This window comes from Nocardia sp. NPDC020380 (assembly GCF_044386975.1).
Taxonomy (GTDB): Bacteria; Actinomycetota; Actinomycetes; order Mycobacteriales; family Mycobacteriaceae; genus Nocardia.
The window spans coordinates 319925-333643 of record NZ_JBIRVQ010000010.1 but is presented as its reverse complement, the minus strand read 5'-3'; the positions used below and the strand labels follow the sequence as shown (position 1 = coordinate 333643).

The 13719-nt window shown below is 68.0% G+C and carries 14 protein-coding genes and 1 pseudogene; 8 read left to right on the top strand and 7 right to left on the bottom strand.

The window, feature by feature from the left end:
• The 4 genes from ACH438_RS28660 (at position 1) to ACH438_RS28645 (ending at position 3211) form a co-directional block, all read left to right on the top strand.
• Positions 1-1116, top strand: coding sequence for an alcohol dehydrogenase catalytic domain-containing protein (locus tag ACH438_RS28660; protein ID WP_397010640.1), 1116 nt, complete (start codon positions 1-3; stop codon positions 1114-1116).
• 180 nt (positions 1117-1296) lie between these two features.
• Entirely contained in the window at positions 1297-2037 is a 741-nt protein-coding gene (gene dapB, locus ACH438_RS28655; protein ID WP_397010809.1) for a 4-hydroxy-tetrahydrodipicolinate reductase, read from the top strand.
• Between the two features lie 41 nt (positions 2038-2078).
• Positions 2079-2525 (top strand): hypothetical protein, encoded by a 447-nt coding sequence (locus ACH438_RS28650; protein ID WP_397010807.1) that lies wholly within the window; start codon positions 2079-2081, stop codon positions 2523-2525.
• 50 nt (positions 2526-2575) lie between these two features.
• Positions 2576-3211 (top strand): hypothetical protein, encoded by a 636-nt coding sequence (locus ACH438_RS28645; RefSeq protein ID WP_397010638.1) that lies wholly within the window; start codon positions 2576-2578, stop codon positions 3209-3211.
• 196 nt (positions 3212-3407) lie between these two features.
• Here ACH438_RS28645 and puuE read toward each other — a convergent pair whose 3' ends face one another.
• The 6 genes from puuE to ACH438_RS28615 form a co-directional block, all read right to left on the bottom strand.
• Positions 3408-4292, bottom strand: coding sequence for an allantoinase PuuE (gene puuE / locus ACH438_RS28640; protein WP_397010805.1), 885 nt, complete (start codon positions 4290-4292; stop codon positions 3408-3410).
• Between the two features lie 29 nt (positions 4293-4321).
• Positions 4322-5350, bottom strand: a complete 1029-nt coding sequence (gene alc / locus ACH438_RS28635) for an allantoicase (RefSeq protein ID WP_397010636.1) — start codon at positions 5348-5350, stop codon at positions 4322-4324.
• Entirely contained in the window at positions 5347-6561 is a 1215-nt protein-coding gene (locus ACH438_RS28630; protein WP_397010634.1) for a DUF6986 family protein, read from the bottom strand. Before ACH438_RS28630 ends, alc begins: the two co-directional genes overlap by 4 nt.
• Positions 6558-7301 (bottom strand): aspartate/glutamate racemase family protein, encoded by a 744-nt coding sequence (locus ACH438_RS28625; RefSeq protein ID WP_397010632.1) that lies wholly within the window; start codon positions 7299-7301, stop codon positions 6558-6560. Before ACH438_RS28625 ends, ACH438_RS28630 begins: the two co-directional genes overlap by 4 nt.
• Positions 7302-7478: 177 nt before the next feature.
• A complete protein-coding gene (locus ACH438_RS28620) occupies positions 7479-8213 on the bottom strand; it encodes a GntR family transcriptional regulator (RefSeq protein WP_397010630.1) in 735 nt (244 codons plus the stop codon).
• A gap of 100 nt (positions 8214-8313) precedes the next feature.
• Positions 8314-8748, bottom strand: coding sequence for a MarR family winged helix-turn-helix transcriptional regulator (locus tag ACH438_RS28615; RefSeq protein WP_397010628.1), 435 nt, complete (start codon positions 8746-8748; stop codon positions 8314-8316).
• A gap of 86 nt (positions 8749-8834) precedes the next feature.
• On the opposite strand from ACH438_RS28615, the gene ACH438_RS28610 reads away from it, so the two are divergent.
• From ACH438_RS28610 to ACH438_RS28600, 3 genes are all read left to right on the top strand, one after another.
• Positions 8835-10259, top strand: a complete 1425-nt coding sequence (locus tag ACH438_RS28610) for a DHA2 family efflux MFS transporter permease subunit (protein WP_397010626.1) — start codon at positions 8835-8837, stop codon at positions 10257-10259.
• A gap of 86 nt (positions 10260-10345) precedes the next feature.
• Entirely contained in the window at positions 10346-11050 is a 705-nt protein-coding gene (locus ACH438_RS28605; RefSeq protein WP_397010624.1) for a helix-turn-helix transcriptional regulator, read from the top strand.
• A gap of 101 nt (positions 11051-11151) precedes the next feature.
• The gene (locus tag ACH438_RS28600; RefSeq protein WP_397010622.1) at positions 11152-11535 is read left to right on the top strand and encodes a VOC family protein; all 384 of its coding nucleotides are present in this window, start codon (positions 11152-11154) and stop codon (positions 11533-11535) included.
• A gap of 213 nt (positions 11536-11748) precedes the next feature.
• Here ACH438_RS28600 and ACH438_RS28595 read toward each other — a convergent pair.
• A pseudogene (locus tag ACH438_RS28595) lies at positions 11749-12585 on the bottom strand (CoA transferase); the annotation flags it as partial.
• A 596-nt stretch (positions 12586-13181) separates the two neighbouring features.
• Between ACH438_RS28595 and ACH438_RS28590 the strand changes: the two are divergent.
• Entirely contained in the window at positions 13182-13634 is a 453-nt protein-coding gene (locus ACH438_RS28590) for a flavodoxin family protein (RefSeq protein ID WP_397010620.1), read from the top strand.
• The last annotated feature ends 85 nt before the right edge of the window (positions 13635-13719 follow it).

Genomic DNA, 13719 nt, shown 5'->3' with positions numbered 1-13719 from the left:
ATGAGGATTCGTGGTGCTGTCCTGGAACGAATCGGAGCCGACGCCCCGTTCGCCAAGTCCGAACCGATCACCGTCAGCGAACTGGACCTGGGCGATCCCGCCCCCGGTGAACTGCTGGTCCGCATCGAGGCGGCCGGACTCTGCCATTCGGATCTGTCCGTGGTGGACGGCAATCGGGTGCGCCCGGTCCCCATGCTGCTCGGCCACGAGGCCGCGGGCCGCATCGAAGCCGTCGGACCGGGGGAGAACGATCTGCAGATCGGCCAGCGGGTGGTCATGACCTTCCTGCCACGGTGCGGCGAATGCGCGGGCTGCGCCACCGACGGCCGCACCCCCTGCCTGCCCGGCAGCATGGCCAACAATGCCGGTGAACTGCTCAGCGGCGGGCGGCGACTGCTGCGCGACGGCGCGGAAGTGCATCACCACCTGGGCGTCTCGGCCTTCGCCACGCATGCGGTGGTGGACCGCCGCTCGGTGGTGCCGGTCGACGACGACGTGCCCGCCGAGGTGGCGGCCGTGCTCGGCTGCGCGGTGCTGACCGGCGGTGGGGCGCTGCTGAATTCGGCGAAGCCGGCCCCGGCGGACCGGATCATGGTGGTGGGACTCGGCGGTGTCGGGATGGCCGCGGTGCTGGTCGCCGCCGCCCTGCGCGCGGGCACCGGCCGCGAGATCATCGCCGTCGACACCGTCGCGGAGAAGCTCAAGAGCGCCATGGAACTGGGCGCCACCTCCTCCTATACCCCCGCCGAGATCGCCGAGCAGAACATTCAGGCCGAGGTCGTGATCGAGGCGGCGGGCAATGTCCGTGCCTTCGAGACCGCCGTCGCGGCGACCGCGCCGGGTGGCACCACCGTGACGGTCGGCCTGCCCGCTCCCGACGCCCGCGCCAGCATCTCCCCGCTCGGCCTGGTCGCCCAGGGCCGTTCCATCGTCGGCAGCTACCTCGGCTCGGCCGTCCCCGCCCGTGACATTCCGGAGTACGTCCGAATGTGGCGCGAGGGCACCCTCCCGGTGGAGCGCCTGATCTCCTCCCGAATCCGCTTGGAGGACATCAACAAGGGCATGGACGAGCTGGCCGCGGGTCACGCCCTGCGTCAGGTGATCGTTTTCGACTGAGGTCAGAGGGGGTTTCGCGGGTCGATTCGGCCACCCGATAGGCTCGACGGCATACAACCCGACCCACGGGGTTTCAGGGGCTTGTCCCGGCGCCGAGTGGGGGAGCCGCGAGTTCCGAGAGTTGGGCTGTCGTATAGGCGTCGTCGAGAGTAAGAGGGTGACCAGGTGACCACGAACCGGATTCGTGTCGGTGTGCTCGGTGCGCGCGGCAAGGTCGGGCAGGCGATCTGTGCCGGCGTCGAGGCCGCGCCGGATCTGGAGTTGGTCGCCCAGGTCGACAAGGATGACGCACTCGAAGCGTTCACCGCCGCGGGCACCGAAGTGGTCGTCGACTTCACGCACCCCGATGTGGTGATGCCGAACCTGAAGTGGCTGGTGGAGAACGGCATTCACGCCGTGGTCGGCACCACCGGCTTCGACGCGGACCGCCTCGATCAGGTGCGCGGCTGGCTGGCCGCGAAGCCCGAGGTCGGTGTGCTCATCGCCCCCAACTTCGCCATCGGCGCGGTGCTGTCCATGCGTTTCGCCGAGCAGGCCGCCCGCTGGTTCGATTCGGTCGAGGTCATCGAACTGCATCACCCGAACAAGGCCGACGCCCCCTCCGGCACCGCCTTCCGCACCGCGGGCATCATTGCCGCGGCGCGGGAGAAGGCCGGGGTCGGCCGCAGCCCCGACGCCACCAGCCAGGAGCTGGAGGGCGCGCGCGGCGCGGATGTGGACGGTGTGCGCGTGCACTCGGTGCGCCTGGCCGGTCTGGTCGCGCATCAGGAGGTGCTGTTCGGCACCCAGGGCGAGACGCTCACCATTCGCCACGATTCCATGGACCGCACCTCGTTCGTTCCCGGTGTGCTGCTCGGTGTCCGCAAGACCCCGCTGCGCCCGGGCCTGACCGTGGGCATCGACCCGCTGCTCGAACTGTGAACGCGACGGCCGACAACAATAATCGCGAGGTCCTCAAGCGGATGGCGTTCCTCGCCATCCTGGTGCTGGTCCTGGCCTTCTACTTCATCCTGCTGGGCCGCATCGCGATCAGCCTGATGGCCTCGCCTTCGGTGCCGGGCATCATCATCGGGATCGGTGTGCTGATCCTGCCGGTGGTGGGCGTGTGGGTCGTGTACTCCAGTGTCCGTGCGGCTTTCGCGCATCAGCACCTGGCCCGCCGCGCGCACGCCGAGGACTGCGAACTCGACGTCTCCGAGCTGCCACGCCGCGCCTCCGGGCGCATCGAACGCGCGGCCGCCGACGAGCTTTTCGAGCAGGTCAAGACCGAATGGGAAGCGGACCCGGACAACTGGCGCACCAGTTACCGCGTCGCCCGCGCCTACGACTATGCGGGTGACCGCAGTCGCGCCCGCGAAATCATGCGCCGCGCAGTCGATCTGGAGAAGGCGGAGCGCACCGGTAAGTAAGCGCTCGCATTCCCCGAGCGGGCCGTGCGAGAACGGGTTACAGTTCGCCCGTGAAATTTGTAGTGGGGGGCTGCTTATCGGCCCTGGCCCTGGCGGTAGTGGGTGCGCCGGTGTCGCATGCGGATACCGCGCCGGTCTGTACCGAAACCGGCAACTCGTACACGGCAGGCTGGCAGTCCGACTGGGCGGCATACGAAGCCGCCGAACAGAATCCGGCGGATACGCGATCCCGGCAGACGGTGGATCTCCCGATCACCATCGCCGCGCCCTTCGAGAAGGTCTGGACGGTCTACTCGAACCTGCGGAACGATCTGGGCCGGCATCCCTTCATGAAGGACATGATCAACCACCGCACATGCACCGACGCCGACTCCGAGACAATCGATTTCACGGCCCTCGACAACATCCCGGTGGGCCCCTTCAGCTACCCGGCCCTCACCCAGGCCGAACAGCGCATCTACCCCGCCGAGCACTACTACTTGTCCGACAGCTGGGATCAGCCCGGTGTCACCACCCACCAGAAGATCACCTTCACCGACAACGGCGACGGCACCACCACGGTCAACGAGCACATCACCTTCGTGGCCAACCCCCTCCTGATCGCCTTCACCGTCGACAACGGCAGCTCCTCGCACCGCGAATACCAAGCGGCCCTGAAACGCGACATCGAGAACGGCACCCTCTGAAAACGGCGAATGCGGCCCGGAACCAACAGGTTCCGGGCCGCATTCTGGTGCGTCCGGCCGAGGCGGATCCCGCACACCTCGACGGGTAATCGGCGCTCACGCGGTGGAAGCCGGTGAGAGCTCGGGGCACGGGCAGGGCCGGGCGCGTCCGATCCGCCGGGGCCGGATGACGAAACAGCCCCGGCGGCAATCGGGTTCAGGACGCCGGGTGCACCTGCAGCCAGTGCTCGGCGATATCGATGCGGCGGGTCAGCCACACCTTGTCGTGCGACTGCACATAGTCGAGGAAGCGCTCCAGCGACTTGGCCCGCGAGGGGCGGCCGACCAGGCGGTTGTGCAGGCCGATCGACATCATCTTCGGGGCGCCGGCGGCGCCTTCGGCGTAGAGCACGTCGAAGGCGTCCTTCAGGTGCGCGAAGAACTCGTCACCGTTGGCGAAGCCGGCGGGGGAGGAGAAGCGCATGTCGTTGGTCTCGAGCGTGTACGGCAGCACCAGCTGGTTGTGCTCGCCCACCTTGATGTAGAACGGCAGATCGTCCGCGTACGAGTCGGAGTCATAGACGAAACCGCCGTGCTCGACCACCAATTCGCGGGTCTGCGGCGAATCCTTGCCGGTGTACCAGCCCTTCGGCGCCTCGCCGAACAGCTTGGTGAGGATCTGCACGGCCTCGGCCATGTGCGCGCGCTCGGTCTCGGCATCGATCTCCTGGTAGGAGATCCAGCGCAGACCGTGGCAGGCGATCTCGTAGCCGAGGCGCTGGAAGGCCGCCACGACTTCGGGATTGCGTTCCAGCGCCCGCGCCACACCGAAGATGGTGAGCGGGATCGCGCGCTCCTCGAACAGCCGCAGAATGCGCCAGACGCCGGCCCGCGAGCCGTACTCGTACATGGTCTCCATGCTCAGGTGCCGGTTCGGGAAGGCCGTCGCCGGAGTGATCTCCGAGAGCAGCACCTCCGACTCCCCGTCACCGTCGAGGACGCTCTTCTCGCCGCCCTCTTCGTAATTGAGCACGAAGCTGACCGCGATGTTCGCCTCGCCCGGCCAGTGCGGATGCGGCGGGTTCGGCCCGTAGCCGACCATATCGCGGGGGTAGTCCAGATCGAAGTCGCTCACGCGAGTTCCTCCTGCTCCTTGCGCAGCCGGTCGCGCGCCGCCTCGGTCAGCGTGCCGAAGAGACGCAGCCGGGCCATACCTCCGTCCGGGTAGGCGTCCAGCCGGGCCTGCACCACCGGTTCGTCCGAGTCGATGAAGAACCGGTGCCGGGTATCGGGCTGCAGCACCGTGCGGCCGAGCAGCTCGACCTCGGTGCCGTCGGCGCGAATGCCGGTGAGCGACACCGCACCCGGGCTGTTGAACAGGAAGTACGAGGTGTCGATCTCGACGGCGTTCAGCACGCCCTCCTCGACGAGCTGCACCTGCACCCAGTCGTTGGCATTGCGGTCGCGGCCGCGCGCGGTCTCCCAGCCGTCACCCATGAGGCGGGCGCGGCCCGGCATCAGGATGTTCAGCGGGTGCGAGAAGAAGACATTGGAGCAGTCGGCGATCCGGCCGCCGTTCTCCAGCGCCGCCAGATCGAACGGGCCCGCTTCCAGCCAGCGCAGATCCGGCTTGGCCAGACCGTGCACGCGCAGCCGGGCGATGCCGCCGTCCGGGAACATGCGCAGGCGCACGTGGGTCCAGCGCTTCGCCGAATCCACCGCGAACGGGTTCGGGGAGTCGCCCTGCACCTTGGCGCGCTCGACGATGGTGGTCCAGCCCTCGGCCGCGACCAGTTCCTCGACGGACGGATAGCCTTCCAGCGCAATGGCTTCCACCGAGACCTCGGGCGGGTAGTTGCCCTTGAACCAGGCGGTGTCCACCACCACGCCCTTGATCACGCCGGGCACGCCGAGCCGCACGATGGCGGTGTCGGCGTCGTCGCCCGCCGGATGCGCGCCCACGTCACCGCGCCGGCGGCGGGTTTCCCAGCCGTCGTAGACCTGGCCCTTGTGGCCGAAGGTCGCGGGGGAGTAGGTCGCCGCTTCCGGGCGGATCAAATTCTCCTTCTCCGCGAAGGATTCGTCGTTCGCCCACAGGACTGCGCCGCCCAGGGTACGGACGGCCAGATCTGGAAGTCGCGTGAAATCGTTGTCGCTCATAGAGCCGGGATCTTCCTTTCTCGCAATTGCTGCAGCACCTCGACGGTGGCAGCCGGAACCAGCGCGGTCACATCACCGGGACCAAAAGCGCCGCAAGACAATCCGCGCAGTACGACGGTCGCCAGTGCCTGCGCGGTGGCGGGCTCGTCGACGACCGCGCCGCCCTGGCGATCCAGGTAGCGGCCGATACGGGGCGCGGCCACGCTCAAGGCGTGGCGATAGAACGCGAAAGTGGCCGCCCAGCGCGTCACCAGATGGCCGGGACCCATGTCCCAGCCCTGGTAGTAGCCGTGCTCGAGCGAGCGCGTGACCAGGCGGTAGTGCCGGGCCACGGCCGCGGCGACCTCGTCGGGGGAGCCGAGCGGCAGCACCTGGGTGGAACCGTCGCACACCCACACGCCGGTCTGGGCGGCGGCGGCCTGCATGACCGCCTTGGCGTGATCGGCCACCGGATGCTCCAGCGACTGGAACTGCGGTGCGATACCGCAGGCCGCACTGTAATCGTAAGTGCCGTAATGCAATCCGGTACAGCGACCGGCGGAGCGATGGATCGCCTCGGCGACGGGCGCGGTGCCGTCGGCGGCGATCACGGCCTGTGGGGACTCGATCTGCAGCTCGAACTTCAGTGCGCCGGAAGGCAATCCGTTCGACGACTCGAGCGACTCGCACAGTTCCACGGTGATGTCGACCTGCCGCAGCGAGCGAATCTTCGGCACCGTGAACACGAAGCCCTCCGGCACGCCGCCGGCGCCGTCGAGGACCTTCTCCAGGGTCCGCACGGCACGCGCCCACTCCAGCGAGGTGAGCCCCTTCATGCGGATACCGCGCGAGCTGATCTCCGGCGGCAGCTTGGCCAGCACCTGGCCCGCGCGCACCGCGTCCGCGTCCTCGACCGCATCCGGCCGGGTGCCGTACCCGTCCTCGAAATCCAGGCGCAGATCCTGGATCGGCCGCCGCCGCAAGGTGATCAGGACCTGGTTGACCACGTCTTCGCCCGCGAGCTCGATCAGCAGCTCCCGCTGCCGCTCCGCGAGGTCGATCGCCACCGCGCCCCATTCGGCGGGCAGCGTCTCCGAGGCATCCGCCCCCGAGACATACGCGGTGTGGATCGGCTGCCCGGGGCGATCCCCGGGATACAGCCGCGCCAGTTCCGCATCGACTGTGTGCAAACGCGATTCGATACCAGCCAGCACTTCGCGCGGCAGGCTCACGAACGGACCTCCTCGGTGATCGAGAAATCGGACAACAACCCGGTGTATTGCTTGGGCAGGGGGCGGGCGAACTCGCCGCGGCCGGACTTGCGGAGTCCCATGGTGATCAGCGACTGCACCTGCAAGGTGGCGGCGGCGACACCGTCGACCACCGGCACGCCGACCTCGGCGGTCAGGTACTCGCACAGATCCGCCATGCCGGCGCAGCCGAGCACGATGGCGTCGGAGTTGTCGCTGTGCACGGCATCGCGGCAGGCATCGGCGATGACCCGGCGCGCCTTGGGATCCTCGAGCTCCAGCACGGGAATCTCGCACCCGTGAATGCCGAGGCAGAACCGCTGCATGCCATAACGTTCGGCGAGATCCGCGGCCCGGCCCGCGGTGCGCGAGAGCGTGGTCACCACGCTGAACCCGCGGCCCAGATGACTCGCGAACTGCATGGCCGCCTCGGCGATGCCGAGGACCGGACCGCGCGCCAGCTCCCGCGCCGCGTCCAGTCCGGGATCACCGAAACAGGCGATGACGTAGCCGTCCACGCCCTCGGCCTCGCCCTGCGCGATCTCGGCCAGCAGGCCCGGCACGGAAAGCGCCTCGTCGTAGTGGCTTTCGATGGAAACCGGCCCCATGGCGGGGGTGATGCCCTCTACGATCGTTCCCGGGGCCGCGACAGCTTTCGCGGATTCCTCGATGACGGCGGTCATGGCCGCCGTGGTGTTCGGGTTGATGACTCGAATGCGCATGTGACTCACCGCTTCTCGAAGCGGCGGGCGGGGCCTTTCACCTGCGCGTGCAGGGAGGCGCGGTCGTCATCGACGGTTTCAGTCATGTCGCACATCCGATCTCTCAGGGTCCCCGCCATTGGGGAGCAGAGGTGTGCGAGACGCTACCGGGCGGCTATTTCCCGGTTGTTGCTGAAACTATATATCTTCCTGACCAGCGGGTTCGGCGAAAAGTCCGATGTCCGTAGGCAAATTCTCCAGCACCCCGTTCAGGCGCTGATGGTGCAGGTCGGTGACTGTCAGCAACGCGTCCGCATCGCGGGCCAGGAACGCCGCGAGCTGCTTGCTGTGGTCCGCGTGCAGGACCACCCGGTCCATGGTGCTCACGTGCACCATGGGCTGCACCGGCTCGGTGATGTTCCAGGCGTACTCCAGCATGTGTACCACGCGCGGCATGCCCGAGGGGCGGACCAGCGCGAGATGGAAGTTCCGGGTTTCCCGGTGGTAGGCCACCGCGTTCTCGGTGAGTACCGCCTCTTCCAGCCGGGCGTGGATCTCCTTGGCCAGCTCGTGGTCGGCGCGAGTGGCGCGGGCCGCGGCGGCGGCCAGCGCGGCCGACTCCAGCCGCTCCCGCACCACATACAGCTCGCGCAGCTCGGCCGAGGTCAGCATGGTCACCTGATAGCCGAAGTTGGGCCGGTGCTCGACCAGCCCTTCACCGATCAGCGTCTGCAGTGATTCCCGGACCGGGATGGCGCTCACGGTGAACTGCCGGGCCAGATCCCCGAGCGGGAGACCGGTGCCCGGCGGCAGGTTCCCCTCCAGCACGAGCCGGCGTAATTCCGCCAGGATCTCGTGTTGCGCGTAGCCGCGCCGGGCGTCCAGCGGCGGCGTGAGCTGGGGTAAACGGGGTAGCCGCGGTCGAGAAGGCACGGGACCACCGTATATCTTCTCGTGCCGGCCCAGAGACCCAGGCCATGCCGGCTCGTCGACCAATGGCCCTGGTTACGGGCTCCTGACGTGGATTGGTTAATCAGAGTTCGCCCAGGTCCCAGCCGATTGCTTTCAGCGAAAGCCGGTGCAGTTCAGTGCGTTCCGCCGGGGTGAGCCGGAACAGCTGGGCCGCGGTCGCCTCCTGGATCAGTGCGTCGGTCTCCGTCCACCGGCGGCGGCCGGCCTCGGTGATGGTGACGGTGTTCTTGCGCCGGTCCTCGGCGCTGCGGGTGCGGGTGACCAGGCCCGCCTTCTCCATGGTGTCGATGAGCCGGACCACCTCGCTGCGGTCGATGGCCAGCGCGTGCGCCATTTCCTGCTGCGAGATGTCGCCGCTTTCGGCGAGGTAGGTCAGCACCCAGTGCTCGCGCAGCGGGGTGCCGAGCTCGGCGTGGACGCTCTTGTGCAGCTTGCCGAACACGTAGGTCGGATAGTGCAGCAGGCCTCGGGGGTGGTACTCGCGGTCATCGGGCACTCGCTGATTCTACCTATTGTTGAGTAGCTCAATCATTGATAACCTCCACTATCGAGAAGCTCATCTACAACTGAAGGAGAGGTCCGATGACGCAGGCGCGCACGGACGCCCCCGAACTTCGCGGCCCGGCCGCGGAACTTCCCGACACGATCCCCGCCCATGTCTGGCGCACCGCCGGCGTCGTCGTCTTCGGCGCGGTCATGGGCATGCTCGACACCTCGCTGGTCAATATCGGCCTGCACACCATCGGCGCCGACCTGGGCGCGTCACTGTCCACGATTCAATGGGTCGCCAGCGCATACCTGCTGGCCCTGGGTGTTTCGCTCACGGTCTGCGGCTGGCTGGCCCGCCGCGTCGGCGTCGGCCGGTTGTGGCTGGGCGCGCTGGTCGCCTTCACCCTCACCTCGGCCCTGTGCGCGTTCGCGCCCACCGCGGGCTGGCTCATCGCCGCGCGCGTCCTGCAGGGTCTGGCCGCGGGCGTCATGATCCCCGCCGGGCAGACCATCATCGGCCAGGCGGCCGGACCCAAGCGCATGGGCCGCGTCATGGGCGTGGTCGGCATCGCCGTGGTCGGCGCACCCGCCATCGGCCCGACCATCGGCGGCCTCATGCTCGCGCACTGGAGCTGGGAGTGGTTGTTCCTGATCAACATTCCACTCGGCGTCATCGGCCTGGTCCTGGGCCTGCGCTACCTCCCGCGCACCGCCGGTGTGCCGGTGCACGGTCTCGACGTGGTCGGCCTGATCCTCGCAGGCGGCGGCGTCTCGGCCGTCGTCTACGGCCTGTCCGAAATCGGCGCGAACGGTTCTCTCACAGCGGTTTCCGTCTGGCTGCCGTTCCTCGCCGGCGTCCTCGCCCTGACTGCCTTCCTGGCCCGCACTTTGCGCAGCGCCCGCCCCCTGATGGACATCCGCCTCTACGCGAACCACACCTTCGCCGCTGCGAACGCCGCCCTGTGGTGCTCCGGCGCTTCGATGTTCGGCGTCATGGTCCTGCTACCCCTGTACTTCCAGGTCCTGCACCACGACGGCCTCATCCGCACCGGCCTCCTCCTCATCGCCTATGGCGCCGGCGGCATCCTCATGCTCCCCCTCGGCGGCCGCCTCACCGACCGCTTCGGCGGCGGCGCCGTCGCCGTGATCGGCAATCTCCTGGTAGCCGCCACCTTCCTCCCCTTCGCCTTCCTCCCGCCCGACACCAACACCCTCCTCACCGAATTCCTGCTCTTCGCAGCGGGTTCCGCCACCGCGGTAGCCTCCATGCCCCTCGTCTCCGCCGCCTACGCCGCGGTCCGCCACGACCAACTCCCCGACGCCACCGCCTTCGTCAACATCGTCCAACGCATAGGCGGCGCCATAGGCGTAGCCATAATCGCCGTAATCCTCTCCCGCACAACAACTCCCACCGCAAACCCCGCCACCCCCTACCACCTCGCCTTCGCCGCCGTCACCACCCTCTCCCTCCTGGCAGCCGCCACCGCCACCATCCTCCGCCGCCACCAACGCCGCTGAGTGAACCCGCAACGACCCGCCGGTCATCGCACCCGGCGGGTCGTCGGCGTGCGAAACCTGTCGGTGCTCGCGCCTATGGTGAGGCCGTGAATCGGACTGATCGGCTTTATGCCATCGTCGAGGAGTTGCGGGCGGTGGCGCCGCGGGTGCGGTCGGCGCGGGAGCTGGCCGGGCGGTACGAGGTCAGTGTGCGGACCATCGAGCGGGATATCAGTGCGTTGCAGCAGTCGGGCGTGCCGATTTATGCGGATGTGGGGCGGCGTGGGGGGTATGCGCTGGACAAGAGCATGTCGTTGCCGCCGTTGAACTTTTCGGCGGCGGAGTCGGTGGCTTTGGCGGTGGCGTTGGAGCGGAGTTTGGATCAGCCGTTCGCGCATGCGGGGCGGACCGCGTTGCGGAAGATACTCGCCGCCATGTCGGAGGCGGATGTGGTGGCGGCGCGGGAGCTGGCCAATCGGGTGGGGTTGTTGGAGTCCGGTGAAACTGTTGTGTCGCAGGGGATTCCGCCGCTCGTGGAGCAGGCCGTGCTGACGCATCGGGTGCTGGAGTTCGAGTATCGGGATCGGTTCGGGGCGGGGACGCGGCGGCGGGTCGAGCCGATGCTGTTGTTGAACGGGCCCAATGGGTGGTACCTGGTGAGCTGGTGCCGATTGCGGGATGCGGCACGGTGTTTCCGGCTGGATCGGATGGTGGATGTCGCCCTCACCGACGAGCCGACCCTGCCGCGACCGCTGGAGAGCTGTGATCTGGATATTCCGGATCGGAAGCTGCGGATCGTCGCATTCGCTTGAACCGGCCGGAAAGTTCCGGAAACACCGACAGGGGGTTGTCGCCGGGGCGGGAGATCGTGAAGGAGCGAAAACGCACTGACCACATCTCGGGAGGAATTCTCATGACCGCACCCGCCATCAACACCGTCGCCTGGTTCCAGATCGGCAGCGACACCCCGGAGGAGGCGAAGAGCTTCTACAACAACCTCTTCGGCTGGACCTTCGCCGCGGATCCGGACCTCGGCGGCACCTACGACCTCGCCACCTACGCCGGCGGCGACCATGCCGTCGGCGGCATCACGCACACCGATGACGCGGCCGCCAACCACGCCATCTTCTTCGTCCTGGTCGCCGATGTCGCCGCCACGGTGGCCGAGGCCGAACGCCTCGGCGCGAAGATCGATGTCCCCGTCGTGACCACGCCCTCGGGCCTGGTCTTCGCGCACCTGCTCGACACCTCGGGCAACCGCTTCGGCGTCTTCAATCCGGGCGCGCCGCAGCAGTAAATCAGCGCCACACCGGATGGCTCGAACCCCGCGGAACCAACGGCGGCTCGGGCCAGGCCGGTGGCGTGTGCGAGAACCGGACCGGCGGAGCGAGCATGTGGATATCGCCGAGCGGGCCGGGGCGTCATAGGCGGCAGGATCACGTAGCGAATGCTCGTCATCAGTGCCCGCGCCGGCCGGGTCGACCAGGCCCAGCGTCTGATACCACATGGCCGTGCGCGTGAGATTCACTGTGACGTGCCAGGATCCGCCCTCGGTGGCGCGCTTGCTGAGCGCGGCGAGCGCGCCGACCGCACCCATATGACCGGTGATGAAGTCGTTGATCATGCCGGTGACAGGCAGTTTCGGATCGTCGGGGCTGCCTTCGAGCGTCATCAGCCCGGAGGCGGCCGAACCGTTCATATCGAAGCCGCCGCGCGTCCGCCAAGGCCCTTCGGAGCCATAGCAAGTCACCGAAACGACGATGATGCCCGGGAACCGGGCCGCGAGCTGATCCGGGTCGAGACCCAGCTGCTCGAGCTTGTCGCCGCGATGGTTGTTGACCACGATGTCCGTATCGGCCAGCAGCTGTTCGGCGCGTGCCCGACCGGCCTCGGTGGTGAGATCAAGATAGGCGCTGCGCGAGCCGACATTCGCTTCGGCGTAGATGAAATCGTGCTCGTAGTCGTTGGGGCGGGTCGCGCACAGCACATCCGCGCCCTGCTCCGCGAGCGTCCGCCCGACGGTCGGCCCGGCAATGGCGTGCGTGAACGACAGCACCCGCACACCGTCCAAAGGCCTTGCCGAAGCACCGAATTCGTGCACCGGGGCATCGCCGATGCGACGCAGCCCGATCACCGGCTGCCCCGCCAGCAACGCGCCCTGCGGGTGTGCGAGCCATTCCTCGGGTGTGCGCGCGACACACAGCGGCAGTCCGGCCGCGTTCGCGGTTTCCTCCAGCTCGAACGCCTCGCGCTTGGCGAACGCGGCCGCCACTTTCGCGTAATCCGGTGGTACATCGAGGAATCGGCACCACTTCGCCGCCAGATGCGGATACACCCCCGACGCCATGACGGTCCGACCGTCGGCGGTGCGATAGGGCGCGAGCAGGAACGGATTGTCGGCGACGAGTGGGAACGGCGGCAGCTCACCGGCGAGGGTCGGATGCCAGAACGCATGCGGCGTAATCCCGTGCACGGCCTGCGGCAGATCCAGCCGCAGATCCTGATCCGGCCCGCCGCGCCGCCGATGGAATGCGACCGCGGTGCTCGGCTATCGGCCGGATACGCCCGCGGGGCGTCAGCGCTGCATCTCGCGCTCGCGCTGCATCGGATCAATCTCAACGGGTCGCTGCCGTGAGATAGCCGACGGGCTTTTCACCGCACCCGATTCCGTGCTTAGGTTTGCTGTGCGGAAACTGCGCTTGCGGGCTGTATCGGGTGTTGTGGTGGCGGTCGTACTGGGCGCCGATCAGTCCGGTCGATCAAAAAGATTGCCAGGTCGGAGCCCAATGGTCATGCGGTCGAGGACTTTTCGTCATGTCTGGCACGGATTGTCATGAATTCGATCTTTCGGCCGTGCGCGCGAATCGCCGTCCCGGGCCCCGCCGGCCGGCCGGATGCGATGGCCCGCGCGCGCCGGAACGGCCGGGCGTTACGCTCGAATTCGTGCCGACGTTGCTGATCATTCATCACACGCCCTCACCGTTCATGCAGGAGATGTTCGAGGCGGTCGTCGCGGGTGCGACCGATCCGGAGATCGAGGGCGTGGACGTGGTGCGCCGCGCGGCGCTGGCGGTCAGTGCCACCGATGTGCTCGAAGCGGACGGTTATCTGCTCGGGACGCCCGCCAATCTCGGCTACATGAGCGGCGCGCTCAAGCACGCGTTCGACACTTTCTACTACCCGTGCCTGGATTCCACCAGGGGCCGTCCGTACGGCCTCTACATTCACGGCAATCAGGGCACCGAGGGCGCGGAACGCAGCGTGGCGAGCGTGACGACCGGCCTCGGCTGGGAGCAGGCCGCCGCCTCGGTGATCGTTTCCGGCCCGCCCGCCAAAACGGATATCGAACGCTGCTGGGAACTCGGCGCGACCGTGGCCGCCCAGCTCATGGCGTAATACCGGCCCGCTATGACGGCGCAGCGGTGCGCCCCCGAATTCTGGTGGCTGACACATCGGAGCCCACGACCGTCATACTCGAGAA